The organism is Roseovarius sp. TE539, from assembly GCF_003298505.1.
Lineage (GTDB): Bacteria > Pseudomonadota > Alphaproteobacteria > Rhodobacterales > Rhodobacteraceae > Roseovarius.
This window is the reverse complement of the sequence record NZ_QNGB01000017.1, coordinates 13,383-37,765: the sequence shown is the minus strand read 5'-3', so window position 1 is coordinate 37,765 and position 24,383 is coordinate 13,383. Positions and strand designations below refer to the sequence as shown.

The window sequence follows — 24,383 nt, the reverse complement described above, 5'->3', positions numbered from 1 at the left end:
AATTCTCAGTTCCAGAGACAACCGCGAAGCCGGTCCAGCCCCAGCGCCATCTCGTCCGTCGGGGCCACCATCGCGGCCCTGATATATGCCGCGCCGGGATTTCCGGCCCCGGTGGCGCGGCTCAGATACGCGCCGGGCAGGACCCGCACGCCGGTCTCCTTCCACAGCTTCAACGCCGCAGCTTCGCCATCATCAACCGGCAACCAAAGGAAAAACCCCGCGTCCGGGCCCTCGTAACCCGGCACATCGCCAAGAATCCGGTCGGCGACCACGTATTTTTCGGCGTAGAGGCGCCTGTTTTCCTCGACATGGGCGTCATCCTTCCATGCTGCCTCGGCGGCATACTGCAACGGCATCGGCAGGGGACTGCCGGCATAGGCCCTCAATTGCCGCATCCGCGCGATCGCCCGTGGCCCCCCGGCGGCAAAGCCGCTGCGCAATCCCGGCAGGTTGGAACGCTTGGAAAGGCTGTGAAAGGCCAGCACCCGCTCGGGGTCGGTGCCCTGCCCGGCCGCCACCTCAAGCACGCCGGGCGGCGGGAGGTCACGATAGATCTCGGAATAGCATTCATCCGCGAAGACGATGAAATCGTGCTTTTCCGCCAGCACCAGAAGATCGGCCCAGTAGCCCCGATCCGCCACCGCTCCCTGCGGGTTGGACGGGGAGCACAGGTAGACGACCGCGGTACGATCCAGGATCTCCGGGGCCACGGCATTGAAATCGGGCAGATGCCCGGTCTCTCGGGTGGCAGGCAGGAAAACCGGCTCGGCGCCCACGCTCAGCGCCGCCACCATGTAGACCTGATAGAACGGATTCGGCATCAGGACGACGGGCCGATTGCCGCGCTTGTCCTCGGGGCAGAGTGCCATCATGGCATTGTAAAGCCCTTCGCGGGTGCCGTTGAGGGCAATAATCCGGGTTTGCGGCTCCACCTCCACGTCATAGCGCCGTTTGATCCAGCCTGCCGCCGCCGAAAGCAATCCCGAACTGCCCTCGTTGACGGGATAGCGGGCGAATTCCGCCGCATGCCCGGCCACGATCCCGGCGATCCACGGGGGGAACGGATGCTTCGGCTCACCGATGCTCATATGCACCACGTCACCGCCCGGCGCATGTGCGTCCAGAAGCCGCCGCAAGCGCGGAAACGCGTATTCCGGTAGGTTCGAAAACCGCTCGGGGAGCATCGCTCGTTCAACCTGTACTGCCTCAGGGCCCGGGGTCGTTTTTCGCCCCGTTTGATTGGAATCTACCCAAGCAACCCTCTCAGGTCCAACAAAAATCACCCCGCGCGCCGGGCCTGTGGCAATTATGGCATCCGGACCCGCCCGGTCACGACAGTGCCGCGCCGGCCGCCTGCGCGAGGCGCAGCAGGCGCGCCTCCGCCCCCGGTGGTGCACAGAGCATGAGTCCGCAGGACGGCACGCCGGTGGGCAGGCTCACCGCGCACAGGCCCATCAGGTTGCCCACACGCGTATTGCGCAGGGTCAGGAGGTTCTCGTTGACGTAATATTCACCGTCCGCCATCAACCGCGCGGCGTCGGGCGGCAGGTTGGGCGCAGTGGGCATGATCACCGCGTCATGACCCGCGAAACGCGACCGCCACTCCGCCCGCAGCCGGTCCAGCCGCCGCCACGCGCCCACGTATTCGGCAGCACTCACGTCGCGCCCGCCACGAAACCGCTCACGGACCGGCGCGAACATCTTCTCCGGCGCCGCTTCGATCGTCTCGCCCCAAAGACCGTAGGCTTCCCCTGTGTAAAGGACCCCCGACATCGGCATCGCCTCGGACACTTCCGGCGCGTCGGCTTCCTCAATCTCGGCACCCGCTTCCGTCAGGCGCGCAACCGCCTCGACATAGGCGCGCGCCGGGCCTTCGCGCAGATCATCCAGCACCACGGTCCGAAGAGCGGCAAACCGGCATCCCTTGAGGGAAGTCCCGCGCAGATCCGGCACCCGCGCCCCCTCAAGTGCCGCCAGCAGAAAGGCCGCGTCCTCCACGTTTCGCGCCAACGGTCCCACCGTGTCGAAGCGTGGCGCCAGCGGCACTACCCCCTCCAGCGAAAGCCGCCCCGGGGTCGTCTTGAGCCCGACAAGGTCGTTCCACGCCGCGGGGATACGCACCGATCCGCCAGTATCGCTGCCGATTCCCGCCGCCGCCAACCCGAACGCCACGCTTGCCGCCGCGCCCGAAGATGACCCGCCGGGCACGGCCTCAGGGTCGTTGACGCAGGGCGGCGTTTCCATGCTGGGGTTCAGTCCAAGCCCCGAAAAGGCCAGCTCGCTCATGTGCGTCTTGCCGAGGCAGACAAGGCCCGAGGCGCCCGCGTTGCGCAGCACCCGCGCGTCATGCGCCGGCACCCGCCCCTCCAGCAGGGCCGATCCGGCTTCGGTGGCCACGCCAGCACTGTCGAAAAGATCCTTCCAGCTTATGGGCACACCGTCCAGAAGGCTCAGCCGTTGCCCGGCACGCGCCCGGTCGGCCGCCGCCTCGGCCTCGGCCCGCGCGCGTCCGGCGGTGACCACGGAATAGATCCGATCGCGCGCCGGATGCGCCGCGATCGCGTCCAGATACGTCTCGGTCAGCGCCACCGGGTCGATCTCTGCCCGGCCAATGCCGCGCCCAAGTTCCACCGCCCCCATGTTCAACCATTCGCGCATGTCCCGTCCCCTCGACATTTCTTTCCGGCAGGGACGGTAGCGGCGCCGCGGCGCATGGACAATCCCGCAGCGACCGCCATATTTGGCGCATGACCGATCGAACCGACATTCTGATCGTTGGCGGTGGACTGGGTGGCCCGGCACTTGCCCTCGCGCTGGCCGGGGCCCGCTTTGGCGTCACAGTTGTCGACGCGCTCGGCGAAACCGTGCGCCGAGACGCCGGATTTGACGGACGCGCCTACGCGCTTGCCATCGCGTCGGCCCGGCTGCTGCGCAATATCGGCGTCTGGGAGCGCGTTTCCGACCGCGCAGAGCCGATCAACCGGATCCGGGTCAGCGACGGGCGGGCCGGCGAGGGCCCGGCCTCGCCATTCGGGCTGGATTTCGACCATGCCGAGATCGAGGAAGGCCCGATGGGTCACATGCTCGAGGATCGGTTCCTGCGCCGTGCCCTTCTTGACGCGATGGGTGAAAATAATTCCATCACCCGGATCTCGGGAAAGGCCGTGACCGCTCAGGAGATTTCGGGCCGGGGCGCCACGGTGACCCTGGAAACGGGGCGCACGCTTTCGGCGCAGGTGCTGGTCGGGGCCGACGGGCGCGGCTCGGGAACGGCCCTTCGGGCAGGCATACATCGCACCGGCTGGGGCTACGGTCAGACGGCACTCGTGGCCGCCATTGCGCATGAGCGTCCGCATCACGGCATTGCGCACCAGTTCTTCATGCCGCCCGGACCGCTGGCCATCCTGCCCCTGCCCGGCAATGTCAGTTCCATCGTCTGGAGCGAAAGCGATGCCACAGCGGCACGCTTCGCCACGCTCGACGATGCGGCGTTCATGGAGGTGCTGCGCCCGCGATTTGGCGATTTCCTGGGGCCAATTCGCCTCAAGGGGCGCCGCTTCACATATCCTTTGGGATTGAGCCTTGCCGACAGCTTCATCTCCGACCGGCTTGCGCTGGTCGGGGACGCGGCACACGGCATGCACCCTATCGCGGGTCAGGGTCTCAATGCCGGGCTGCGCGACGTGGCCGCTCTGGCACAAGTGCTGGACGAAGCTGCGCGCCGCGGCGAGGATATCGGGGCGCAGGACGTGCTGGCGCGCTATCAGCAGTGGCGCCGCTTCGATACTGCCACTCTTGCCGCGGCCACCGACCTGACCAACCGGCTATTTTCCAACGACAATCCGTTCTTACGCCTCGGGCGCGACCTTGGCATGGGGGCGGTGAACGCAATCCCCGGATTGCGCCGCGGACTCATCCGCGAGGCCGCCGGCCTCACCGGTGATCTGCCGGCGCTTATGCGGGGGTGAGGCGCCGGGTGGGGCCTTCGAACCGGCGACTGACCATATGGACGAGAAATTTTCGGCATCCCCGGTTGTCTGCTCGGGAAATCCATCCAAAACCGTCGGGTTGTTCAATCTGCCACTCCCGAGCGCCAGCGCGAGAGGGCATCCTCGTCCTCGTCCTTCGCCTCGACCCAGCGGGCCGAATCGCGGGTCACTTCCTTTTTCCAGAACGGAGCACGGGATTTCAGGAAATCCATGAGGAACTCAGCGGCTTCAAAGGCATCAGACCGGTGCGGCGCGGATGTGGCAACCATCATGATCATCTCTTGCGGGGCCAACGCACCGTAGCGGTGAATGATCAGAATATCGCCAAGATTCCAGCGGTTTGACGCTTCCGTGGCGATATCCCCGATGGCCTTCTCGGTCATGCCGGGATAATGTTCGATCATCATCTCGCTCAGGTCGCCCGCAGCGTTGTCGCGCACGATCCCCGTAAACGTGACGACCGCGCCCATCCCGCTCTGCCGCGCGGCAAAAACACCGGATTCAGCACCCAGATCGAAGGGCGCGTCCTGCACCCTGATATCCATGGTTTAACCCCCTGTCATGGGTGGAAAAAACGCCACTTCCCGGACATTTTCCAAGGGCGCGTCAAAATCGCTCAGCTGCTGATCGACAGCAACGCGGAGCGCCGTCGGATCGGCAAAGGCCGCTGCATAACGCGGCTCCCGCGCGGTGAGTTCGTCAACCAGTTCCCGCACCGTTGTCGCCGCGGTCTCCACTTCTTCCGACGGTCGTCCTACCCTTTCCCGCACCCATGCGAAATACATCACGTTCATGGCGTCTTGTCCTTAAGGTAAGGTATTGATTTTCTGAAGTAATCCACACCCGACACAAGCGTCAGCGCGGCCGCGAGCCAAAGCAGCCACAGCCCTGCGTGCCAGGTCCAGATCATGCCTTCAAGCTTCCAGCGCAGCCCGTGCAGGTCATCTTCGCGCCCCTCCACGATGTCGCGGACCAAATCGGGGTCCATCCCCATGGTCGACATCCCGAAATAGTGTTCAAACACGCCCTGCGAAAAAAGTGTCGCGATCGCAATCATTTGCGCGGTCGTCTTCCATTTTGCGAGCTTCGTGACCTTCAGCGTCCCGGCGGTGTCTCCAAGATATTCGCGCAGCCCGGAAACGAACACCTCCCGGAACAGGATCACCGTGGCCGGCAGCACCAGCCAGGGCGACATGCTTGAAAATCCCACGATCACCATGAGCGCGATGACCACCATCGCCTTGTCCGCGATCGGGTCAAGCATCGCCCCCAGTTTTGTTTCCTGTTTCCAGCTCCGCGCCAGATATCCGTCGATCCAGTCCGTCAAAGCCGCGCCAACAAACAGGAGAAGTGCAAACCAGTCCGCGTAAGGCCTTGTGAAATATAGAAACATCACAGCCACCCCCGGCGCCGCAAGCAGGCGGAGCGTGGTCAGGATATTCGGAAGGGTCCACCTCATCATCCCCGTCTTAGCGGCTTGAGGATGCGAGAGGAAGGGCGGATTAAAGCCATTCAACTTTCCTGGAAATGGGCATAAATCTTTTCCGCAAGACGCTGCGAAACACCCTCCACGGCACGCAGGTCCGCGAGGTTGGCACGACTCACCGCCTTGGCCGAGCCGAAATGCGCCAGCAATGCCCGCTTGCGCGCTGCGCCAACACCGGGCACCTCGTCCAGAGGCGTTGCGCCCACGGCCTTCGCGCGGCGCGCGCGGTGTGTCCCTATGGCGTAGCGGTGCGCCTCGTCCCTCAGTCGCTGAACGAAATAGAGCACCGGATCGTTGCGCGGCAGCGCGACCGGCCGTTTGCCGGGGCGATGGAATTCTTCCTTGCCGTGGTCACGGTCCGGGCCCTTGGCGACACCGATCACCGGCAGGTCAGCCACGCCAAGATCCTCAAGGATACCATTGACCGCACTGACCTGCCCTGCCCCGCCGTCGATAAGCAGAAGGTCGGGCCAATGGCCCTCGGCCCGATCCGGATCCTCCCGGAGCAGGCGTTTGAACCGACGCTCAAGAACCTCTTTCATCATCCCGAAATCATCGCCCGGAGTCAGGTTTTCGCCGCGAATGTTGAACTTGCGGTACTGGTTCTTCACAAGACCCTCAGGCCCAGAAACGATCATCGCGCCGACCGCATCCTGTCCCTGGATGTGGGAGTTGTCGTAAACCTCGATCCGTTGCGGAGGCGCCTCCAGGTCGAAGGCTTCGGCCAGTCCCTTCAGCAACTTGCCCTGGGTCGCAGTCTCAGCCATCTTTCGCGCAAGCGTCTCGCGGGCATTGCGCAGGGCGCCGTCCACAAGCTCGGCCTTCTCACCGCGCTTGGGCACGGCAAGACTGACCTTGCGGCCCAGCTTGTCAGTCAGCGCCTCTTCCATGAGATCGGCATTTTCAATCGGGTGCGACAGGATCAGCCGCCGGGGCGGTTCCTTGGTGTCGTAGAACTGACCGATGAACGCCTCCAGAACCTCGGCCTCCTCAACGTCAGCCCCGACACGGGGGTAGAAATCACGATTGCCCCAGTTCTGACCGGCACGGATGAAGAAAACCTGAACGCAGGCCTGTCCGTTCTCGAGGTGGAGCGCGATCACGTCCGCCTCGGTTACGGTGCGCGGGTTTATCCCCTGACTTGTCTGTACCTGGGTCAGTGCCTTGATCCTGTCTCGCAGCGCTGCCGCCCGTTCAAATTCCAGCGCTGCAGAGGCCTCGGCCATCTGTTCCTTGAGGGTCTGCTGAACGCGGGTGGACCTGCCGGCGAGGAACCGTTCGGCATCCTTGACCGATGCCGCGTAGTCCGCCTCGCTGATGTAGTCCACGCATGGCGCGCTGCAGCGTTTGATCTGATAGAGAAGACAGGGGCGGGTGCGCGACTCGAACACGCTGTCAGAGCAGTTGCGCAACAAGAACACCTTCTGAAGCTGGTTGAGCGTCCGGTTTACGGCACCGGCGCTTGCAAAGGGGCCGTAATAGGCGCCCTTTTCGGTCTTCGCGCCGCGATGCTTGCGAATCTGCGGATAGGGATGGTCCTTGGAAACCAGGATGTTGGGAAAGCTCTTGTCGTCCCGAAGCAGGACATTGTAGCGCGGCTTGAGCTGTTTGATCAGGTTCTGTTCCAGAAGCAGCGCTTCGGTCTCGGTCGCCGTCGTCAGGAACATCATCGACGCGGTTTCGCGGATCATGCGCGCGATGCGCCCGGTATGTCCGCCCGGACGCGCATAGCTTGAGACACGGGCGCGCAGGTTGCGGGCCTTACCCACGTAGAGAACCCGCGCCTGCGCATCGAGCATCCGATAGACACCCGGCGAACCGTCGAGAGTGCGCAGATAAGATTGGATCAGCGCATGTCCGGTGACCGGAGCAGTATCCCGAGGTTCATCGTTCATGACATGAAGATATGATTCCCCGTTGCGGCTGCAATCTCTGACCGGCGAAAGCAAGGGAAAGGGTTTCCACTTTTTCTGTGGACAAGTCTGGAGATAACTTTCCGTGAACAGAAAATTTTCGTTGGATTCGGCCCGGTTCGTTGATTTGCCTATTTTTTGGGCAAACTCTTAACACACTGTTTTCCCGTGTTATTTTTATCTCCACAGGGCAATATCCTGAAAACACTGAAGATTTTGTAACGCTTTGGTAACGGAATCGGCGCCGGTGTAAAACCTCTACCCCCGGGGGCTCATTCCAGCCCGTCGATATCCGGCGTCTTCCAGCCAAGATGCTGTCCGCCATCGACGCACAGAAGCTGTCCTGTCACCGCGCGGGCCGTCAAGAGATACCCCAGGGCGGCGGTGATATCCTCGGGATCAGCCCCGCGTTCCAGGATCGTGGCGCCCCTTTGTTGGCGGAAATCCTCGGCGCTCTGGTGGGCGCCTTGCAAGGTCGGGCCGGGGCCGATCGCATTGACGCGGACACGGGGTGCAAGTGCCTGAGCCGCAGTCCGGGTAAAGGTCCAAAGTGCGGATTTGGCCAGTGTGTAACTGAAATGATCCGGCGTCAGCTTGCGCACCCTTTGGTCGATCATGTTCACGATAAGGCCCTGCGCCACCGGTTCGCCCATTGCATCCGTGACGGGATCCGGAACATGCGCGGCGAGGGTTTGCGCCAATATCACCGGCGCACGAAGATTGCTTTCAAAGTGGCGGTCCCAGCTCTGGCGCGTCGCGGAGTGAAGCGTATCATGTTCGAAAACAGAAGCATTGTTGACCAGCGTCGTCAGCGGGCCCCCGAGGGCTTCGGCGGCGGCCGGTATAAGGCCCGCGCTTTGTGTTTCATCCAGAAGATCGGCCCGAATTGCCGTCGCTTGTCTTCCGAGATCGCGGATCTCGTCAACCACTTCCATCGCCTGGTCTGCGGATTCGGCGTAATGCACGGCCACATCAAAACCGCGCCGCGCCAATTCGCAGGCCATGCACCGCCCCAACCTGCGACCTGCGCCTGTCACGAGAGCCCGCGTCATTTTCCATCTCCGTTCAACTCAGCACGAAAGTGACATAGGCCAGATAGAGCGCGGTCAAGGCCACGCCCCACACCCTTCCGATATCGCGGCAGAAAACTACGGCGGGTATAAGCAGGAGCGACGCACCCAGCATGACCCAAAGGTCAAATTTCAGGAATTCCGGATCCACCGGGATGGGGCCGACGAGTGATGTGATTCCGATGATTGCGAGAAGGTTGAACATGTTCGACCCGATCACGTTGCCCAGCGCCACGTCCGCCTGTTTGCGCAAGGCCGCCATCACCGTTGTCGCCAGTTCGGGCAGGGATGTTCCGAGTGCAACCAGTGTGAGGCCGATCACGGAATCGCTCACACCATATGTCCGGGCGATTATCGAGGCGTTGTCGACAAGGATATCCGCGCCAAGGGGCAGGCCAACGAGGCCGAGCAGAAGGAAAACGACGATCTGCCACCAGGGCATGTCCGGGTCAGCGCCCTCCACTGCCTCGGGGTCGTTCGTGACCGGCACCTGGGCGTTGGCCCGGCGATGCTGATGCGCATCGCGGAACGCATCCGCCAGGACGAAAAACAGCACGGCCAGCAGGATGAGCCCGGAAACGAAATTGAACTCGCCCCAAAAAGCCAGGCCGATGAAGAGGCAAGAGGCAATCAGCATGAAGACATAGGTCTTGAGGCTGTTGCATTCGCTGGTCTGAAGCCCCGCGATTATGGCCGGGACGCCAAGCACCAGCAGGATGTTCGCGATGTTGGAACCGACGACATTGCCCAAGGCGAGGCCGGGCTTGTTCTCAAGCACGGCGTTCACGGAAATCAGAAGTTCGGGTGCGGACGTGCCGAAGGCGACAATGGTCAGACTGACAATCAGAGCCGGCACACCAAGCCTCAGGCTGAGATTGACTGCTCCCTTCACGAGCGCGTCACCCGCCAGAAGAAGAATAACCAATCCCAGCAGCGCGAAAAGCCACACTGATATCATCGGCGCCTGCCCTTCCCGCAGGCGCATGGCCCCTTGCCGATACGGAACTTTCCGCATTTGGGACATCGCGCCGCGGCCAGCCGCTTCTGGCCCGGGACACGCAGCTTGCCGAACATTGCAAGCACCCCGATGCCAATCAGGAAGAGGGTGACGATCTTGACTATCAAGTCAGAGCCCGAAACGGGCGTAATCCGCCCGCTCCTCGACAACCGAAAGCGCATCCCGGGCCATGTCAGCGCCAAAGCGCTGTAGCAGTCCGCGCCGTTGTCCGTAGCGCGAAATACGAACCTTGTCGCCATAAAGTGCCTTAAGCTTGGGGACGAGATGCGCCTCGCCATCCGCCAGGCCAAGCGAGATCGCCCTGCGTCCCAGCCAGAACTCTCCGGTAAAAAGCTCTTCTCCGGTATCAAGCTTGTCACCGCGCCGAGATTTCACATAATCCGTGAAGCCGTCATGCAATTGTTCCAGGATGCCTTTCAGCCTGTCCACATCCTCTTCCTTTTCGGGCAGGAAGGGGTCCAGCATGCTCTTGGACCTGGCCGAGGTGTGAACGCGGCGCTCGAGACCCTGCCGCGCCAGAAGGACCGGCGCTCCGAACCCGGCCGATATGACGCCGATGGATCCAACGATCGATCCCTGATCGACCCATATGTCGTCCGCGGCCGCCGCAAGCCAGTACCCGCCAGAGGCCGCCACATCTTCAACGAACGCATGGACCGGTACCGATTTCTCCTCAGCGAGGCGCCGTATACGCGCCGCGATCAGAGACGACTGCACCGGAGAGCCGCCGGGCGAGTTGATCAACAGCGCCACCGCCGCGGGCCGGCCGCGCTTGAACGCCTTCTCGATCACCGGGCCGATCGCCTCATCGCTGAGCCGCGCCCGCGGTCCCGATCCGATCGAACCGGAAAGCCGGACCACCGAGACCAGAGGGCCCCGCTTCAAGAATGGTATGGAAATCCTGTAAGGTCGCCGGAATGTCATCCCTGACGATTTAGATTGCCGCGCCAGCACAAACAAGACACCAGACCCTCCTAACTCGGAGCGGCGGCAAAAAAGTTGCCCGGTTGCCGTTGCATCGCCCGGGTGTTCACGACTTGATCCGGTACCCGGTACGGAAGATCAGCCATATCAGCGCCAGACACAGCGCCGTGAACCCCGTGATCGCCAGCAGGCTTAGGCCAACCGGAACGTCCGCCTGCCCGAAGAAGGCCCATCTGAACCCGGAGATCAGATAGACGACCGGGTTGAAAAGCGTGATCGTCTGCCAAAGCGGCGGCAACATCGAGATCGAATAGAAAGACCCGCCAAGAAAGACAAGCGGCGTGATGACCAGCAAGGGAATTATCTGAAGTTGTTGAAAATTCTCGGCCCATATGCCGATGATGAACCCGAAAAGCGAGAAGGACAGGCAGGTGAGACCAAGAAAGGCCAGCATCGCCAACGGATGCCGGATCTCGAGCTCGACGAAAAACTGCGCGGTGAACAGGATCACGACACCGATCATCAAGGATTTGGTGGCCGCCGCTCCGACATAGCCAAGAACGATTTCAAGGAAGTTGGCCGGCGCCGACAGCAGTTCGTAGATCGTGCCTATGAACTTGGGAAAATAGATCCCGAACGACGCGTTGGAAATCGCCTGTGTCATCACCGAAAGCATGATCAGCCCCGGCACGATGAAGGCGCCGTAGCTCACGCCCTCCACCTGCTCGATGCGGCTGCCGATCGCCGCCCCGAAGACCACGAAGTAAAGCGATGTCGAGATCACCGGCGACAACAGGCTTTCCATCAGCGTGCGGAAGAACCGGTTCATCTCGTAGACGTAAATCGCCCAGACGGCATGGAGGTTCATGCGGCGTCCTCCTTGACCAGATCCACGAATATCTCTTCCAGGCTTGATTGCCGTGTATGAATGTCGTTCAGGGACATCCCCGCGGCCGAAAGCGCCTGAAGAAGGCTGGTGATGCCGGTCCGTTCCCCGTGCGTGTCGTAGTGATATGTCAACGAGCGGCCATCATCGGAAAGCTCAAGGTCGTACCCCTTGAGGTCATCGGGCACCTCCGCCGCAGGCTCGTTCAGGTCGATGCGGAGCATCTTGCGCCCCATGCGCGCCATCAGCGCTTCCTTCTCTTCGACCAGCAGAATCTCGCCTCGGTTGATCACCGCGACACGGTCCGCGATCGCCTCTGCTTCCTCGATGTAGTGGGTGGTCAGGATGATGGTGACACCGCTTTTCTTCAACTCCTCCACGATCTGCCACATGTCACGACGCAATTCGACATCCACGCCCGCCGTCGGTTCGTCCAGAAAAAGCACCCGCGGCTCGTGGCACAACGCCTTGGCGATGAGAACCCGCCGTTTCATGCCGCCCGAAAGTTCCTTCGTGCGGCTTCGGCGCTTGTCCCAGAGCGACAACTGCTGCAACAGCCGTTTGGTAAGCGCGTCGTCACGCGGTTTGCCGAAAAGCCCCCGGGAGAATCGCACCGTGTTGATGACCCGCTCGAAAGGCTCCAGCGCCACTTCCTGCGGCACAAGCCCGATCATTCGGCGCGCCGCCCGATAATCGCTGACGATATCATGGCCGGCAACCTTCGCGCGGCCGCTTGTCGGGTTGGTGATGCCGCACAGCGCCGATATGAGCGTTGTCTTGCCCGCACCGTTCGGTCCGAGAAGGGCAAGGATCTCGCCCTCCTCCATCACCAGATCCACGCCTCTGAGGGCCTCGAATCCGCCCTTGTAGACCTTGCGCAGACCTTGAACATCAACAATTGGTGCCATGCGAACCCCTTCGTATCCCACCCGCTCAAACTAGAAGCCGTGGCACCGCGTGCAACTCGCGCTTTGTGCACCACCCCATGTGCGGGGATGTGGCAAAGCCCCGCGCAGATGGTGTGATCTTTGATTATTCGGGTGTAAACCCTTCATGGCAAATGCTATCCGGCCATGTGTGAGATATGTCCGATCGCGCATAACGAAAGTGAACCGGATGACAGTGACTCATCTGCGACTTATGGCTCTCATCCTCATGCTTTCCGCCTGCGGCGAGCCGGTTACGCGTGACAGCACCGCGCGGATACTGCTGATGGGCGACTCGTTGATGGCATCCCACAAGCTCACGGGCCAGTCCGTATCACATGCGCTTGAAAAGGAGCTCGGCACCCAGGTCACCGACCGTTCGGTCATTGGTGCGCGGATGATCTACGTTCTGCCGATTTCAGGCAGTGCGGGTTTGAACATCCCCAAGCAATACCATGACGGAGACTGGGACTGGATAATTGTCAATGGCGGTGGCAACGATATCTGGTTCGGCTGCGGCTGTGCGGTGTGTAACCGCAGGATCGACAGATTGATCTCGGATGACGGGCGGAGCGGGGTCATTCCCGGCTTGCTTTCCAGGCTGCGCGCCACCGGTGCACAGGTGATCTATGTGGGCTACCTCAGGACCCCTGGGGTCAACTCTCCGATCGAGGGCTGCGCCGACGAGGGCGACAAGATGGACGCCCGCATGGCACGGCTGGCCGAACTGGATGGTGGGCTGCACTTCCTGAGCCTGGCAGACATGGTGCCCCCCGGAGACCGATCACATCACGCGATCGATTTGATCCATCCGTCAGTCAAGGGCAGCGCCGCGATCGCGGACCGGATTGCCGGAATCATACGCAGGAACGATCCCGCCCATGACTGAATGCAGCCCGAAACCCGATCAGCTTATCAGGCGCTTGAGCCAGCCTTTCTTCTCGGATTCCTCGGTCTCGTCCTCCTCCGACGGGCCTTCGATCACCTCCTCGAGGCGGGTGAAAAACTGATCGGCCATCTTCTTGGCAAAGCCATCCACGATACGGCTACCCAACTGGGCCAGCTTGCCGCCGACCTTGGCCTCCACATCATAGGACAGGACCGTGCCGCCGTCTTCCTCCTTCAGGTGGACGCTGGCCTCCCCCTTGGCGAACCCCGCGGCGCCCCCCTTGCCCTCGCCGCTGATCACCAGGCTTTCGGGCTCGACCATCTCCGACATCACGACCCGGCCGTTGAAGGTCGCCTTCACCGGGCCCACCTTCTGGGTCACCGTGGCCTCGAATCCTGAATCGGGAGATCCGGAAACCTCCTGCGCACCCGGCACGCATTCCTTCAGGACTTCGGGCCTCATGAGCGCCGCCCAGACAGTTTCACGGTCGGCCTCGATCCTTCTCTCATCGCTCATCTTCATGCTGGGCTGATCCTCCGGTTGATGACCGCAGCCTAGACCAACGGTTGCATCCCGCCAAGAGCGGGGGCTGTCGCAAACAGACATGCCGCTTTCACAACAGGCATGATAGGCGCACCGGGAAAGGACGGCTTTCATGGAAACCGCGACAAACCATCAGAACCCGGCGGCAGGCATCGGATTCATCCTTCTCGGCATCCTGGCGATCTCGGTCAACGACATGCTGATCAAGCAGCTCTCGGGCGGCTATCCCCTGCACCAGATGGTCTTCATCCGGTCGGCGATCGGGATCGTCTTCAGCCTGACACTGGTCCAGTTCGAGGGTGGCTGGAGCATCCTGAAAACCAGCACACCCGGCCTGCACCTTCTGCGCGGGGTGATGATCGTCCTTGCCAATCTGCTGTTCTTCTCGGCCCTCGCGGTGCTGCCGCTTGCCGAGGCCACGGCGATCTTTTTCGTCGCGCCTCTGATGATCACGCTTCTCAGCATTCCGTTTCTCGGGGAAAAGGTCGGTCCGCTTCGCATCGGCGCTGTTGTCGTTGGCCTGCTTGGCGTCGTCATCATGACCCGGCCATGGCAGAGCGGTTCAGCGCGCGACGTGAGTTTCGTGATCTATCTTCTGCCGATCCTCGGGGCGCTGACCTATGCCATCAACCAGATCCTGACCCGGAAACTGGGCGCACGCTCCAAGGCATCCGCGATGGCCGTCTACATCCAGGGCGTATTCATCATCGCCAGTCTTGGCTTCTGGCTCGTCGCAGGAGACGGACGGCACACGCAGGGGCTTCAGAACGAAAGCCTGATCTTCCTTCTGCGGGCCTGGAAATGGCCGGAGGGCATTGATACCTGGCTTTTCGTCGGACTTGGCTTCAATTCGGCGATTATCGGCTATTCGCTGAGTGCCGCCTACCGCATGGCCGATGCCGCGACGGTGGCCCCTTTCGAATATGTGGGTCTGCCGCTGGCGATTTTCTGGGGGTGGGCGATCTTCGGGGAACTGCCCGATCCGATCGTGGTCGCGGGTATCGTACTAATCCTCGGGGCCGGGCTTTTCGTGTTCCTTAGGGAAAGACAGCGCAACCGCCCCCTGATCAGCAGCAAGCGCGCCAACCGGCGACTTTGAAATCCAGCAGGCTGCTGGTGCTTGCCGGACGCTGCGATTAAGCTGCCCGGGCCGGATTTCAACGAGGGGGGTATGAATGCTGGATGGTGTGCGCGTAATCGAGATCGAGGGCATTGGGCCGGGGCCCTTTGCCGCCATGATGCTGGCCGATCTCGGCGCCGAGGTTATCACGGTCCACCGTCCCGGTGGCGCGGTGCAGGACCACCCGTCGGCACGGCTGCTGGACCGCGGAAAGAAATCGATCCTGCTTGACCTAAAGTGCCCTGCGGACTGCCGGACAGCGCGCGACCTGATCGCGATTTCCGATGCCCTGGTCGAGGGGTTTCGACCCGGCGTGATGGAACGCCTTGGCCTGGGGCCGGATATCTGCATGGCAGACAATCCCGCGCTGGTCTACGGACGCATGACAGGTTGGGGCCAGGATGGTCCCAAGTCGGGGATGGCGGGCCATGACCTCAACTACATTGCCACGTCAGGAGCTCTCTGGTACGCGTCCGAGCCGGGCCGCCCACCCCTTACGCCGCCGTCTCTACTCGGGGATGTGGGCGGCGGGGCGCTGTACCTCGTCGCCGGCATTCTGGCCGGGCTCATCAAGTCTCGCAGCTCGGGAACCGGGACCGTCGTCGATGCCGCGATCGTTGACGGCTCGGCACACATGATGGCGCTTCTGATGTCGCTCGCGCCGAGGATGGAGCGCGGTCGGAGCCTTCTTGACGGGCCGCACTGGTCCCGCACCTACGCGTGTGCCGATGGTGGGTTCATGAGTGTTCAATGCCTCGAACGGAAATTCTACGACACATTTCTCGGTCTGATGGGGCTGTCGCAGGATCCGGATTTCAACGATCAGCACGACCCCCGGCAATGGCCGCTTCAGACCGCACGTCTGGCCGGTCTGTTCGCGACCGCCTCAACGGATCACTGGGCGACGCTGTTCGAGGGCACGGATGCCTGTGCAGCGCCGGTGCTGTCGCCCGAAGCGGCTGCCAGAGACCCTCATATGATGGCCCGCGGCACATGGCAGCAGCAGCACGGGGTGCTGCAACCCGCTCCCGCTCCGCGGTTTTCGGATTCCCAGCCGTCCACTGCTCAACTGCCCGAGCGGGGGCAGCACGATGCCGAGATCCGCGCGCTATTGGCCCGCACAGGGTGAGCGTGGCGGAAAGGACCGGCACCTGCAGCCACGTTTGAGCAAACACCAGATGACGGATGGCGCTCTGTTCAAGGGGAAGAAGGGGCCGCCCCGGTCTGAGCCACTTTCCCGGGAAAGGCTGGATATCGCGGGCTGCGCCGGGACAGCCGAGGGAGATGGGCGCCTCTCCCCCGTTCGGATTGCGGCTGGCCGACACGGCTTGCGTCATGGCAGAGCCCGAAGCGGCGGCCGGGACCGCCGCCGGGCCATGTATCCCGGGCGTCTACCGGGCCGTGTAGCCACCATCAATGACCAGCTCGGACCCGGTCACGAATTTCGCGTCTGCCGAGGCGAGATAGGCGATCCCGGCGGCGATGTCCCCGGGTTCGCCGACATGGCCGACGGGATGCAGGTCATCCAGCGCGCGGCGGAAGGCATCCGGGCCCTCCGCGGACTGTTCCCCAAGCTCCTGAACGAGGGGCGTCCAGATAAAACCGGGATGGACGGAATTCACCCGGATACCCTCCTTGGCATAAAGCAGCGCGTCGGTCTTCGTCATCAACCGGACCGCACCCTTGGAGGCATGATAGGGTGGCACGTCCGGGGCTGCGACCAAGCCATAGATCGACGAAAGGTTGACAATGCTGCCGCCGTCGCCTGCCTGCAGATATGGCACCACCGCCTTGGTGCAATAGAAAACCCCGTTCACGTTCACCTCGATCACCTTGCGCCATTCCTCGACGTCGATTTCGTGGGTCGGCTTGTTCACCCCCGCGATTCCGGCATTGTTCACGAGAACGTCTATGCGGCCGAACCTGTCGGCAACCGCAGCGAACACTGTCTGCACAGCCTCGGGGTCGGTCACGTCGAGGGCCCAGAATTCCGCCGTGCCGCCCTGAGCCGCGATGCTGTCGCAGACCTCCTTGCCGGCATCCTCCTCGATATCGGTCACGGCCACACGTGCGCCTTCCTCGGCCAACCTCAGGCAGGTCGCCTTTCCGATGCCCTTGCTGCCGCCGGTGACGATGCAGGTCATTCCGTCAAGTCGTTTCATTGGTTTTTCCTTTCAGATTGCTGGATTTCGGACCGGACCCGCCTTCGCGGCGGAAAGCACGCGGCGGCAGAGCATCTCGGCATAAGAGCGGTTGATCAGATGCCCGATGCCAAGCAGGTCAAGCGTGCGTCGCGCGCTCTCGGGATCGGGATCCTCGATGGCAAGCGTCGGCCTCGTCTGGCCGGCAACAGCGACGCGACACAATTCGGCACGAGTGCTGCCGTTGCGGAACAGGAGCCGCGACTTGCAGACCGTTTCAACCCGGACTTCCGGTGCCGTTCTGCCCAGCCGGGCAACAAGGTGGCCCGGCGAAATCCCGGACTCGTCAGGTAACGGCGCCACCCCCAGTTCCCGCGCCAACTGGCGCATCGTCTCTCGCGACAGCGGAAACATCGGATAGGGGTGTGGCGTCCAGTGTTGCAGCACGCCCAGATCAGAACCGCGTCTTTTTGATTCAAGCCGGTTACCCGCACGCAGTTTCACCAGCCTGCGAGGGCTGCGCGACGTGAGCAGATAAATGTCGGATCGCCGCTCGGCCCCGGCAAGCAGCCAGAATTTCTGAATCAGAGCCGCAGCCCGCGGCCAGTGACCGGGCCATATGCGAAATTCGTACCGCCCGTCTGTCGCCTGAGCAGGGGCATCTTCAACGATCTTATGAAAGGCTTTCATGAACCAGACTCCTCTGCGATCCTGTGATCCGTTCCGTGCCGTCAGCAGGATGACACTCAAAGGCATGGTGCGCTTCGGAACCGAGTCACGAGAAACCGGCATTTTGACCGGATTGATGTCCACCTCTGTAATTCCAAACCACCTGTTTTACCCAGCAGATTGACCGCATCCTGATTCATGCACGTGAATTCCAACAACGCCGTGACGGCGCTTCATTGATGCGTGTTGCCGGCTCTTGTCCCGGCCGATTTCGGGGCAGGCGGAACATCCGCCTTTCTCGCGTTCAGACCGGGTTCGAATGCTTGGCCTTGCCGGCGGCGGAGGCCTGTTTCCGGGCCTCTTCCAGTTCCTGTTTTCCGGCCTCCGCCTCTGCTTTCGAAAGATGTCCGGCGCATTGGGTGCAGAATTTCATCCATTCCTGGAAATCCTCCGTCATGCGTTCCATCGAGTGGCGGTTCCAGTCGGTGATGGCCTGAAGGCCCGACGGAGACTCAGCACCGCCATTGCCGTTCAGTTCGCGGGTGGCCTCGAGTGCCGATTTCGCGGCTTCGTGGCGGCGTTGGAACCAGCCCCTGGAAAAGGCCTCGGCCTCCTGAAGGACGTTTTCCTGCATCTTCCAGAATTGTTCGAATTGCGGCGCCATCATCGGGTTCACGGCAAGCAGTCCTCTTGCCTGTTGCATCACGTCGCCGATCCCGGCGGCCTTGTTGTCCGTACTCTTCTTCCTGGTCGTCATCGAAAATCCTCCGTGTCATCGGGCTCAGTTCCCCAAAACAATAGTGATTTGTGAAAGCTGTTCGCGCATTAACCTGAGTAAAGCAGGGCGCCCGGGCAGGGATGCTTCTCGCACTGCGACGATTTGGCCGCATTGCATCGCCACGCGCCATATGTGATTAAATCAAACTTAACAGTCTTACTTTGTTTGCCCTTGCCTTCTTTGGCGTGATTGAAAAAAATTCGTTCGTTGATCGAGAGGGGGTGCCGATGCCCGGTCCACAGGTCGAAACGACGGAGGGCAGCAAGGCGCCCGTCGGGAAAGGCGATTTTCTCTTTCCGGGCACCTCCCCTGACTTGCGCCAATTGCTGAAAACGCACCATCGTGGCTTTCGCGCCGGGTCCATCCTGAAGGTCGAGGCGGAAGAGAGCGGTGCCATCTACTGCCTCCTGTCGGGATGGCTTGCCCTGTCCAAGCTGACCGAGGATGGCGAGCGCCAGATCATAGATGTCATCCTGCCCGGCGAGATAGTGCACCCGTCCTCGGCGGATAGCCATACCAGCTGGATACAGATCGAGACCCTGTGCTACGCCACCGTGGCGGTAGTGCCGCAGGCGGCATGGGCCAGGCTGGAAGCCGCTGATCCCTGCATGCGTCGGATCGAGGCGGTGACCATCGCCGCCTCGCTGTCGCGAATGTCAGAACGGATGCTGCGTCTGGGCAAGGGCACGGCCGAATCCCGCATCGCCTATGCCCTTACCGAAATCTGCATCCGCCTCAAGGCGATCGGAGAAAGTGACGTTTGCGATTATCATCTGCCGATGACGCAGCAGGATCTGGGCGATTTTGTCGGCCTTTCGTCGGTGCATGTCTGCCGAACCCTCAGACGCCTGAGCCGCAGCGGGGTGATATCGACTGCGGATCATATGGATATCACGATCCATGATCTCGACAGGCTGGCCGGGATCGCCGGTGTCGATCTTGACCGCCTGCGCGCCGAAATCATTTCCGCGCGGTGACATGCCGCCACCCGCTCAAGGGGAACCGCGCTTTTCGGCGATCTCGCCCAATGCCTGCCCGGCAAGCTCTTCCGAGGCGTTTTCGGCGATGTCACCGACCGAAAGGATGCCGACAAGATCATCCGACCTGTCAACCACCAGAAGCCGCATGATCTGAAGATCCCCCATGAGCGCCGCCGCCTCGGCAACATCCTGATCCGCATGGCAGCATGCGGGCTCGGACGACATCGCCTCGCTGACCGGGATCTGCGCCGCCGCCTCGTGCTCCGCCAGCAGGCGGATGACGATATCGCGGTCGGTGACGATGCCCAGCCTATCGCGCCCCCTGAGGATCGGCAGGCTGCCGATTCCGTGGGATCGCATGTTCTCCGCGGCTTCGCGGACGGTCGTTTCGGGCGTGGCCCGGATCACGGTGCGTGACATGATTTCACTGACTTTCATGATTGCCACCCTCTTCTTGTCGCAAACGCGCCCCGCCCCTTAGTCTGCCGGACGGCGATGGACCGGCCATGAAAACCGGAGAGGCAGGTCGCGGAACACGACAGTGCCATGATCCTGTCAAAGCGGCATTAACCAACATCAATGCAAAGACGCCGATGATCGATGATCCTTTCGGGCGGGTCCGGTCGTGGAGGAGACAATGGATCGAGGACAACAGAATCCGTCCGCGCCGGACGGCCGCCTGACAGCGACCACGGTTGAGACTTTCGAGCGATCGCTCGGGCCGATGCCTTACATGTCCCTTTCGGCGATGGTGGACTATGGCCTGAGCGATGCCGAGATCGGCCGCTATTACGCCCTGCCCGCCGCCACAATCACCCGGTTGCGGACTGCCTGGCGCATCATCAGCCGCCTGTGACCACTCCACGATCAGACCATAGCCGGCCATCTGCGAAGAGACCGCCACAGGCCCATCACGATCATCATCAACGTCTCGGTGAGAGGGATGCAACCCGGAGGTAAATTGGAATTACCGTCAACGAAGGCGCATTCCCGCTCCCACTTGCGGACAGGGACAGCCCCGAGAACAGTCACCTCCCGAGGAACGGCGCCATCACTCCAGACAGCCGGGTCAGCCCGCCACCGATCAAGACGATGCCGGCCACCGACTCACCGAACGGTTGCAGATTACCATGGCGGACCCACCGGCACTGTCACCGGGAGGGGATTCAGCCCAAGGCAAGTGCGGATGCTCGTGCGGCCTTTCATCGTTGAAACACGTAGCTGCCGGGCGCGTCCTCCAGCGGACGGTACTTCCCTGATTTGGTGCCCATGGCCGGCGGTTCGGCTTCGCCCGAAGAACGCTGGACCAGCCAGTCAACCAGGCCGGGCCACCACGAGCCCCCGCGCCGTTCGGCCATGCCCTTCCACGCCTCAGGCGAGAGATAGCCATCATCCGGGCCGGTCTTGCGGATCAGGAACTCGCGGCCTTCATGCCCGGGTTCGCTGATGATCCCGGCATTATGACCACCACTGGTCAACACGAAGGTTACCTCGGTATCGGACAGCAGGTGCAGCTTGTAGACCGACCGCCAAGGCGCGACATGGTCCTCGGTGGTCGATACGCAGAATATCGGCACGTCTATCGCGCTGATCGTCACCGGCTCTGCGCCCATGCGATACTGGCCCCGCGCCAGTTCGTTGCCCAAAAAGATATGGCGCAGATAGTCGCTGTGCATCCGGAAGGGCATCCGCGTGGCATCCGCGTTCCAGGCCATCAGGTCGAACATCTCCTGCCGGCGGCCCATCAGGTACTCATGCACATAGCGCGACCAGATCAGATCGGCCGACCGCAGAAGCTGGAAGGCGCCCGCCATCTGCTTGGTGTCCAGATATCCCTGATCCCACATCATGTTTTCAAGGAATGACACCTCGCTTTCGCTGACAAAGAGCTGAAGCTCGCCCGGCTCCTCGAAATCCGTCTGGGTGGCAAAAAGCGTCATCGTCGCCAGCCGGTCGTCCCCGTCGCGCGCCATCTGCGCGGCCTTTGCCGTCAACAGCGTGCCGCCCAGGCAATAGCCCACCGCGTGCATCCTGCGTTCCGGGACGATCGCGCCAACCGCGCCCATTGCTTCGTCCACGGCCTCGACATAATCCGCCAACCCCTTGTCGCGATCCTCCGCGGTCGGGTTGCGCCAGGAGATCATGAACACCGTGAACCCCTGCCCGACGAGGTGTTTCACCAGTGAGTTGTGCGGGCTGAGATCGAGAATGTAGTATTTCATGATCCAGGCCGGCACGATCAGAACCGGCTCGGCTTGCACCCTGTCGGTCTGCGGTTCGTACTGGATCAGTTCCAGCAGGCGATTGCGATAAACAACCTTGCCGGGCGTAACCGCCACGGCGCGGCCCGGCAGGTAATCCTCTGTGCCCACCGGCAGCTTGCCCGACACCGCGCGCTCCCAGTCCTCGAAAAAGTTCTGCACGCCGCGGACAAGGTTGGCGCCCCCCTCCTGGACAGTGGCCGCGGCCACCTCGGGATTGGTGGCCACGAAATTCGAGGGCGAGACCATGTCCAGCATCTGCCGGCTGACGAAGGACACGACACGCTCATCACGGTCGCGCACCCCGTCAATGTCGCACGCGGCATTGTACCACCATTGCTGGGACAGCAGAAAACTCTGGTAGATCAGGTTGTAGGGCCATTGCTGCCAGCCCTCGTGCTCGAAACGGTGATCGTGGGGTAGCGGGTCGATGCGGGGCGGGGCCGTGGGGTCACTCGCCAGTTGCCCGGCGTAAACGCCAAGCTGCGCCGTCTTGCGCACCGCCTTTTCCAACAGTTGCACCTGCTTGCCCGGTGCCCCCATCAGATGCCCCCACCAGTTGAAACAGGTCGAAGCAAGACCCCAGGGCGAGACACCCAGCGTGAACCTCGCGAGATGGGCGTTGAAGGCGCGGTCAAGGCTCTTGGTGCTGTAGCGGTCAGGGGCCGCGATGGGCGAGGTGTATTCGATCTCGGGCACCTCCGCCCCGAGATCGCCGCGCTCTTCGGCGCGCGCCTCGGCCGCCCTCTCGGTCTCTTTGCTGTGCTCGGTTCCGGTGTCCGTCATGTCGATCCCTTCCAGTGTTTCGCGCGCCCGGGCGTCGCCCTCAGCCCATCTTCAGACCGCCATTCACGGGCAGTGTGACCCCGGTGATGAACCCGGCATCGTCGGAAGCCAGGAAGCGCACGCAGCGCCCGATCTCCATCGGTTCGGCCAGCCGCGAGACCGGCACCTGCTGAAGTATACCCTCCATGATCTTGTCGGGAACCGCCTCGACCATCGGCGTGTCGGCATAGCCGGGCGCCACGGCATTCACCGTTATCCCCTTGTCCGCACTCTCACGGGCAAGGGCCCGCGTAAAGCCCTCGACCCCGGCCTTGGCGGCGCAATAGTTGGTCTGCCCCGCCTGTCCCCTGGCGGCGTTCACGGAGGAAATGTTGATGATCCGTCCGAAGCCGCGCTCGCGCATCCCGCCGATCACCTGCCGGGTGACGTTGAACATCGACCCCAGATCGACCTTGAGAACCGCTTCCCAGTGGTCGTGCGGCATCTTGTGGAACATGCCGTCGCGATTGACGCCAGCATTGTTGACGAGGATATCCAGCGGCCCGATTGCCTCTTCGGTCTCGGCGATTCCCCGGATACATGCGTCATGATCGCTCACGTCCCATTCGAAAACCGGCATCCCTGTCTCGTCTCCAAATTCCCTGGCACGCCCGCTTTGTCCCAGATGCGTGACAGCGACACGTACCCCCGCATCGTCCAGCGCCCGGGCCGCGGCGGCCCCCAGACCCTGCACCCCGCCGGTGACAAGTGCGGTTCTCCTGGTTTTTGTCATGCTTCGGTCCTTATGGGTTGATTGGTCCGCACCGCAAGGAAGGCCTTGTGCGCCGGCGCGCCGCCAACGACCGCCCGTGGCAAGACCTGCGAGATTCAGCAAGCAAACTGGAGGACGCGCGGGCACCTGACTTTAACTCTCGTTAATCTTGCCGGCCCATCCGTGCGACCGTGCAAATCCGTTCCGCTTGAAGCAGCGCGCGCTTGGCCGGGGTAGCGTCAGTGCCTGGTGTAGGTAATGTCAATTCACACCCATACGGCACCCGGACCTGATGCAGAGTTCCATCCACGTGCTAGAGAAAAGTCTAGAGTACCGGCGGCGAAACCCTTGCTCTCGCGATGACGCTGATCGAGAGCGCGAAGATGAGCGGCCTCGATCCGCAGGTCTATCTCGCCGACGTCCTCGACCGGATCCACGATCACAAGGCCAAACGGCTGGCCGAGTTGCTGCCCTGGAACTGGAAACCCGCAGGCCAGCCGCACAGCGAGGCCGCGTGATAGCTGCAACGACCTACGTCTGCTCCCTCGCCCATGTCGCCGGCCAGTTGGGCGAAGATCCGAATCTGCTCGAGGCGGTCATCAGCGACGATGACAACCTGTCCTACGGCAGCATCGTCAGCGTCCAGATCGGGCACGACGAATACGTCACGGCGCTGACCGACGATGGCATCTGCGAACTGAAGGACATGCTCGCGGACGCCCGGCGTTCGCTGGAGGACTGGAACAACTTCCTACAAGACTTCAACGATCATCCCGACATGATCGCACCCGTCATGGACCAGTCTCTGCGGTAGAAATCGGGCGGTTACGAGCGTGTCGGGTGCCACGCTTTACCGTATGCAAAAGCGCGACCCTCGGTTTCCGCCGCCGCTGCACTTGTCGCGGGGCTGCGTCCGGTGGCGCGAAGACCAAATCCATGCCTATATTCAGCGCCTGACGCCGACCACGCCCGGCGACCAAGAATAATGCCGTCAAAACGATAACAAACACGTGAGATCCCGACCAGAGAAAATCTGTTGCCCCGGCGTTGCCCAAAATGGGACTTCACCAGGAGCCAACTCAGCGGCCTTGAATTTTATTGTTCTCTTTCAATTATTTAAGTGGTGCCCGGGGGCGGAATCGAACCACCGACACGAGGATTTTCAATCCACTGCTCTACCCCTGAGCTACCCGGGCACGGCGAACGCTTGGGCGTTCGGGTGACGGCGTTCTAGGCGAGGTCCGGGTGGGTGT

At 62.2% G+C, this 24,383-nt stretch carries 26 protein-coding genes, 1 tRNA gene and 1 pseudogene; 9 read left to right on the top strand and 19 right to left on the bottom strand.

Annotation, left to right across the window (positions count from 1 at the left end; all coding sequences use genetic code 11):
* Positions 1 to 5: 5 nt before the first annotated feature.
* Together DQW77_RS11735 and DQW77_RS11730 are read right to left on the bottom strand one after the other, a co-directional pair.
* Positions 6 to 1,184: an aminotransferase class I/II-fold pyridoxal phosphate-dependent enzyme gene (locus DQW77_RS11735; protein ID WP_113258418.1), complete on the bottom strand. Its 1,179-nt coding sequence runs from the start codon at positions 1,182 to 1,184 to the stop codon at positions 6 to 8.
* A 145-nt stretch (positions 1,185 to 1,329) separates the two neighbouring features.
* A complete protein-coding gene (locus DQW77_RS11730; protein ID WP_113258417.1) occupies positions 1,330 to 2,658 on the bottom strand; it encodes an amidase in 1,329 nt (442 codons plus the stop codon).
* An 89-nt stretch (positions 2,659 to 2,747) separates the two neighbouring features.
* On the opposite strand from DQW77_RS11730, the gene DQW77_RS11725 reads away from it, so the two are divergent.
* On the top strand, positions 2,748 to 3,968 hold the full coding sequence (locus DQW77_RS11725) for a UbiH/UbiF/VisC/COQ6 family ubiquinone biosynthesis hydroxylase (protein ID WP_113258416.1): 1,221 nt from the start codon (positions 2,748 to 2,750) through the stop codon (positions 3,966 to 3,968).
* A 104-nt stretch (positions 3,969 to 4,072) separates the two neighbouring features.
* On the opposite strand, the gene DQW77_RS11720 is transcribed toward DQW77_RS11725, so the two are convergent.
* The 9 genes from DQW77_RS11720 to DQW77_RS11680 form a co-directional block, all read right to left on the bottom strand.
* Complete coding sequence (locus tag DQW77_RS11720) at positions 4,073 to 4,534, bottom strand: molybdenum cofactor biosynthesis protein MoaE (RefSeq protein ID WP_113258415.1); 462 nt, start codon at positions 4,532 to 4,534, stop codon at positions 4,073 to 4,075.
* 3 nt (positions 4,535 to 4,537) lie between these two features.
* Positions 4,538 to 4,783 (bottom strand): molybdopterin converting factor subunit 1, encoded by a 246-nt coding sequence (moaD, locus tag DQW77_RS11715; RefSeq protein ID WP_113258414.1) that lies wholly within the window; start codon positions 4,781 to 4,783, stop codon positions 4,538 to 4,540.
* Complete coding sequence (gene pgsA / locus DQW77_RS11710; RefSeq protein WP_113258450.1) at positions 4,780 to 5,448, bottom strand: CDP-diacylglycerol--glycerol-3-phosphate 3-phosphatidyltransferase; 669 nt, start codon at positions 5,446 to 5,448, stop codon at positions 4,780 to 4,782. The genes moaD and pgsA overlap by 4 nt, the downstream gene beginning before the upstream one ends.
* Positions 5,449 to 5,501: 53 nt before the next feature.
* Entirely contained in the window at positions 5,502 to 7,370 is a 1,869-nt protein-coding gene (uvrC, locus tag DQW77_RS11705) for an excinuclease ABC subunit UvrC (RefSeq protein ID WP_113258413.1), read from the bottom strand.
* A 290-nt stretch (positions 7,371 to 7,660) separates the two neighbouring features.
* On the bottom strand, positions 7,661 to 8,440 hold the full coding sequence (locus tag DQW77_RS11700) for an SDR family oxidoreductase (RefSeq protein ID WP_113258412.1): 780 nt from the start codon (positions 8,438 to 8,440) through the stop codon (positions 7,661 to 7,663).
* 13 nt (positions 8,441 to 8,453) lie between these two features.
* Positions 8,454 to 9,416, bottom strand: coding sequence for a calcium/sodium antiporter (locus DQW77_RS11695; protein ID WP_404947934.1), 963 nt, complete (start codon positions 9,414 to 9,416; stop codon positions 8,454 to 8,456).
* A gap of 168 nt (positions 9,417 to 9,584) precedes the next feature.
* On the bottom strand, positions 9,585 to 10,400 hold the full coding sequence (locus DQW77_RS11690) for a S49 family peptidase (protein ID WP_113258411.1): 816 nt from the start codon (positions 10,398 to 10,400) through the stop codon (positions 9,585 to 9,587).
* A gap of 106 nt (positions 10,401 to 10,506) precedes the next feature.
* Positions 10,507 to 11,268 carry an ABC transporter permease gene (locus DQW77_RS11685; RefSeq protein WP_113258410.1) on the bottom strand — a complete coding sequence of 254 codons (762 nt, stop codon included), beginning with the start codon at positions 11,266 to 11,268 and terminating at the stop codon, positions 10,507 to 10,509.
* The gene (locus DQW77_RS11680) at positions 11,265 to 12,194 is read right to left on the bottom strand and encodes an ABC transporter ATP-binding protein (protein WP_113258409.1); all 930 of its coding nucleotides are present in this window, start codon (positions 12,192 to 12,194) and stop codon (positions 11,265 to 11,267) included. The genes DQW77_RS11685 and DQW77_RS11680 overlap by 4 nt, the downstream gene beginning before the upstream one ends.
* 208 nt (positions 12,195 to 12,402) lie before the next feature.
* Between DQW77_RS11680 and DQW77_RS11675 the strand changes: the two genes are divergently transcribed.
* Entirely contained in the window at positions 12,403 to 13,101 is a 699-nt protein-coding gene (locus DQW77_RS11675) for an SGNH/GDSL hydrolase family protein (protein WP_113258408.1), read from the top strand.
* An 18-nt stretch (positions 13,102 to 13,119) separates the two neighbouring features.
* On the opposite strand, the gene DQW77_RS11670 is transcribed toward DQW77_RS11675, so the two are convergent.
* Positions 13,120 to 13,623, bottom strand: a complete 504-nt coding sequence (locus DQW77_RS11670) for a CoxG family protein (RefSeq protein WP_113258407.1) — start codon at positions 13,621 to 13,623, stop codon at positions 13,120 to 13,122.
* Between the two features lie 133 nt (positions 13,624 to 13,756).
* On the opposite strand from DQW77_RS11670, the gene DQW77_RS11665 reads away from it, so the two are divergent.
* Complete coding sequence (locus DQW77_RS11665; protein ID WP_113258406.1) at positions 13,757 to 14,743, top strand: DMT family transporter; 987 nt, start codon at positions 13,757 to 13,759, stop codon at positions 14,741 to 14,743.
* A gap of 76 nt (positions 14,744 to 14,819) precedes the next feature.
* Positions 14,820 to 15,893 carry a CaiB/BaiF CoA-transferase family protein gene (locus DQW77_RS11660; protein WP_113258405.1) on the top strand — a complete coding sequence of 358 codons (1,074 nt, stop codon included), beginning with the start codon at positions 14,820 to 14,822 and terminating at the stop codon, positions 15,891 to 15,893.
* Positions 15,894 to 16,155: 262 nt separating this feature from the next.
* Here the strand turns inward: DQW77_RS11660 and DQW77_RS11655 are convergent, their stop codons facing one another.
* The 3 genes from DQW77_RS11655 to DQW77_RS11645 all read right to left on the bottom strand — a co-directional run bounded on the left by DQW77_RS11655 (position 16,156) and on the right by DQW77_RS11645 (position 18,331).
* The gene (locus DQW77_RS11655) at positions 16,156 to 16,926 is read right to left on the bottom strand and encodes an SDR family NAD(P)-dependent oxidoreductase (protein ID WP_113258404.1); all 771 of its coding nucleotides are present in this window, start codon (positions 16,924 to 16,926) and stop codon (positions 16,156 to 16,158) included.
* A 12-nt stretch (positions 16,927 to 16,938) separates the two neighbouring features.
* On the bottom strand, positions 16,939 to 17,595 hold the full coding sequence (locus DQW77_RS11650; RefSeq protein WP_147094969.1) for a hypothetical protein: 657 nt from the start codon (positions 17,593 to 17,595) through the stop codon (positions 16,939 to 16,941).
* Positions 17,596 to 17,878: 283 nt separating this feature from the next.
* Positions 17,879 to 18,331 carry a hypothetical protein gene (locus tag DQW77_RS11645; RefSeq protein ID WP_113258402.1) on the bottom strand — a complete coding sequence of 151 codons (453 nt, stop codon included), beginning with the start codon at positions 18,329 to 18,331 and terminating at the stop codon, positions 17,879 to 17,881.
* 248 nt (positions 18,332 to 18,579) lie between these two features.
* Between DQW77_RS11645 and DQW77_RS11640 the strand changes: the two genes are divergently transcribed.
* Complete coding sequence (locus DQW77_RS11640) at positions 18,580 to 19,329, top strand: Crp/Fnr family transcriptional regulator (RefSeq protein WP_147094968.1); 750 nt, start codon at positions 18,580 to 18,582, stop codon at positions 19,327 to 19,329.
* A gap of 15 nt (positions 19,330 to 19,344) precedes the next feature.
* Here DQW77_RS11640 and DQW77_RS11635 read toward each other — a convergent pair whose 3' ends face one another.
* Positions 19,345 to 19,770, bottom strand: coding sequence for a CBS domain-containing protein (locus DQW77_RS11635; RefSeq protein WP_113258400.1), 426 nt, complete (start codon positions 19,768 to 19,770; stop codon positions 19,345 to 19,347).
* A gap of 199 nt (positions 19,771 to 19,969) precedes the next feature.
* Between DQW77_RS11635 and DQW77_RS11630 the strand changes: the two genes are divergently transcribed.
* Positions 19,970 to 20,188 carry a hypothetical protein gene (locus DQW77_RS11630; protein ID WP_113258399.1) on the top strand — a complete coding sequence of 73 codons (219 nt, stop codon included), beginning with the start codon at positions 19,970 to 19,972 and terminating at the stop codon, positions 20,186 to 20,188.
* 346 nt (positions 20,189 to 20,534) lie between these two features.
* On the opposite strand, the gene DQW77_RS11625 is transcribed toward DQW77_RS11630, so the two are convergent.
* A complete protein-coding gene (locus DQW77_RS11625) occupies positions 20,535 to 22,379 on the bottom strand; it encodes an alpha/beta hydrolase (RefSeq protein WP_113258398.1) in 1,845 nt (614 codons plus the stop codon).
* A 40-nt stretch (positions 22,380 to 22,419) separates the two neighbouring features.
* Complete coding sequence (gene phbB / locus DQW77_RS11620) at positions 22,420 to 23,151, bottom strand: acetoacetyl-CoA reductase (protein WP_113258397.1); 732 nt, start codon at positions 23,149 to 23,151, stop codon at positions 22,420 to 22,422.
* Positions 23,152 to 23,465: 314 nt separating this feature from the next.
* On the opposite strand from phbB, the pseudogene DQW77_RS11615 reads away from it, so the two are divergent.
* From DQW77_RS11615 to DQW77_RS18795, 3 genes and pseudogenes are all read left to right on the top strand, one after another.
* Positions 23,466 to 23,648 (top strand): annotated as a pseudogene (locus DQW77_RS11615) (transposase domain-containing protein); the annotation flags it as partial.
* A complete protein-coding gene (locus DQW77_RS11610) occupies positions 23,645 to 23,944 on the top strand; it encodes a hypothetical protein (protein WP_258523844.1) in 300 nt (99 codons plus the stop codon). The pseudogene DQW77_RS11615 and the gene DQW77_RS11610, both read left to right, overlap by 4 nt.
* A gap of 19 nt (positions 23,945 to 23,963) precedes the next feature.
* A complete protein-coding gene (locus tag DQW77_RS18795; RefSeq protein WP_147094967.1) occupies positions 23,964 to 24,116 on the top strand; it encodes an AlpA family phage regulatory protein in 153 nt (50 codons plus the stop codon).
* A 135-nt stretch (positions 24,117 to 24,251) separates the two neighbouring features.
* Here the strand turns inward: DQW77_RS18795 and DQW77_RS11600 are convergent.
* Positions 24,252 to 24,326 (bottom strand) — tRNA-Phe (locus tag DQW77_RS11600).
* Positions 24,327 to 24,383: the final 57 nt, after the last annotated feature.

What these genes read in the sequence shown, in the direction of transcription:
- DQW77_RS11735 (WP_113258418.1), bottom strand. Translation starts at nt 1,184, where the DNA reads ATGCTCCCCGAGCGGTTTTCGAACCTACCGGAATACGCGTTTCCGCGC.
- DQW77_RS11730 (WP_113258417.1), bottom strand. Translation starts at nt 2,658, where the DNA reads ATGCGCGAATGGTTGAACATGGGGGCGGTGGAACTTGGGCGCGGCATT.
- DQW77_RS11725 (WP_113258416.1), top strand. Translation starts at nt 2,748, where the DNA reads ATGACCGATCGAACCGACATTCTGATCGTTGGCGGTGGACTGGGTGGC.
- DQW77_RS11720 (WP_113258415.1), bottom strand. Translation starts at nt 4,534, where the DNA reads ATGGATATCAGGGTGCAGGACGCGCCCTTCGATCTGGGTGCTGAATCC.
- moaD (WP_113258414.1), bottom strand. Translation starts at nt 4,783, where the DNA reads ATGAACGTGATGTATTTCGCATGGGTGCGGGAAAGGGTAGGACGACCG.
- pgsA (WP_113258450.1), bottom strand. Translation starts at nt 5,448, where the DNA reads ATGAGGTGGACCCTTCCGAATATCCTGACCACGCTCCGCCTGCTTGCG.
- uvrC (WP_113258413.1), bottom strand. Translation starts at nt 7,370, where the DNA reads ATGAACGATGAACCTCGGGATACTGCTCCGGTCACCGGACATGCGCTG.
- DQW77_RS11700 (WP_113258412.1), bottom strand. Translation starts at nt 8,440, where the DNA reads ATGACGCGGGCTCTCGTGACAGGCGCAGGTCGCAGGTTGGGGCGGTGC.
- DQW77_RS11695 (WP_404947934.1), bottom strand. Translation starts at nt 9,416, where the DNA reads ATGATATCAGTGTGGCTTTTCGCGCTGCTGGGATTGGTTATTCTTCTT.
- DQW77_RS11690 (WP_113258411.1), bottom strand. Translation starts at nt 10,400, where the DNA reads ATGACATTCCGGCGACCTTACAGGATTTCCATACCATTCTTGAAGCGG.
- DQW77_RS11685 (WP_113258410.1), bottom strand. Translation starts at nt 11,268, where the DNA reads ATGAACCTCCATGCCGTCTGGGCGATTTACGTCTACGAGATGAACCGG.
- DQW77_RS11680 (WP_113258409.1), bottom strand. Translation starts at nt 12,194, where the DNA reads ATGGCACCAATTGTTGATGTTCAAGGTCTGCGCAAGGTCTACAAGGGC.
- DQW77_RS11675 (WP_113258408.1), top strand. Translation starts at nt 12,403, where the DNA reads ATGACAGTGACTCATCTGCGACTTATGGCTCTCATCCTCATGCTTTCC.
- DQW77_RS11670 (WP_113258407.1), bottom strand. Translation starts at nt 13,623, where the DNA reads ATGAAGATGAGCGATGAGAGAAGGATCGAGGCCGACCGTGAAACTGTC.
- DQW77_RS11665 (WP_113258406.1), top strand. Translation starts at nt 13,757, where the DNA reads ATGGAAACCGCGACAAACCATCAGAACCCGGCGGCAGGCATCGGATTC.
- DQW77_RS11660 (WP_113258405.1), top strand. Translation starts at nt 14,820, where the DNA reads ATGCTGGATGGTGTGCGCGTAATCGAGATCGAGGGCATTGGGCCGGGG.
- DQW77_RS11655 (WP_113258404.1), bottom strand. Translation starts at nt 16,926, where the DNA reads ATGAAACGACTTGACGGAATGACCTGCATCGTCACCGGCGGCAGCAAG.
- DQW77_RS11650 (WP_147094969.1), bottom strand. Translation starts at nt 17,595, where the DNA reads ATGAAAGCCTTTCATAAGATCGTTGAAGATGCCCCTGCTCAGGCGACA.
- DQW77_RS11645 (WP_113258402.1), bottom strand. Translation starts at nt 18,331, where the DNA reads ATGACGACCAGGAAGAAGAGTACGGACAACAAGGCCGCCGGGATCGGC.
- DQW77_RS11640 (WP_147094968.1), top strand. Translation starts at nt 18,580, where the DNA reads ATGCCCGGTCCACAGGTCGAAACGACGGAGGGCAGCAAGGCGCCCGTC.
- DQW77_RS11635 (WP_113258400.1), bottom strand. Translation starts at nt 19,770, where the DNA reads ATGAAAGTCAGTGAAATCATGTCACGCACCGTGATCCGGGCCACGCCC.
- DQW77_RS11630 (WP_113258399.1), top strand. Translation starts at nt 19,970, where the DNA reads ATGGATCGAGGACAACAGAATCCGTCCGCGCCGGACGGCCGCCTGACA.
- DQW77_RS11625 (WP_113258398.1), bottom strand. Translation starts at nt 22,379, where the DNA reads ATGACGGACACCGGAACCGAGCACAGCAAAGAGACCGAGAGGGCGGCC.
- phbB (WP_113258397.1), bottom strand. Translation starts at nt 23,151, where the DNA reads ATGACAAAAACCAGGAGAACCGCACTTGTCACCGGCGGGGTGCAGGGT.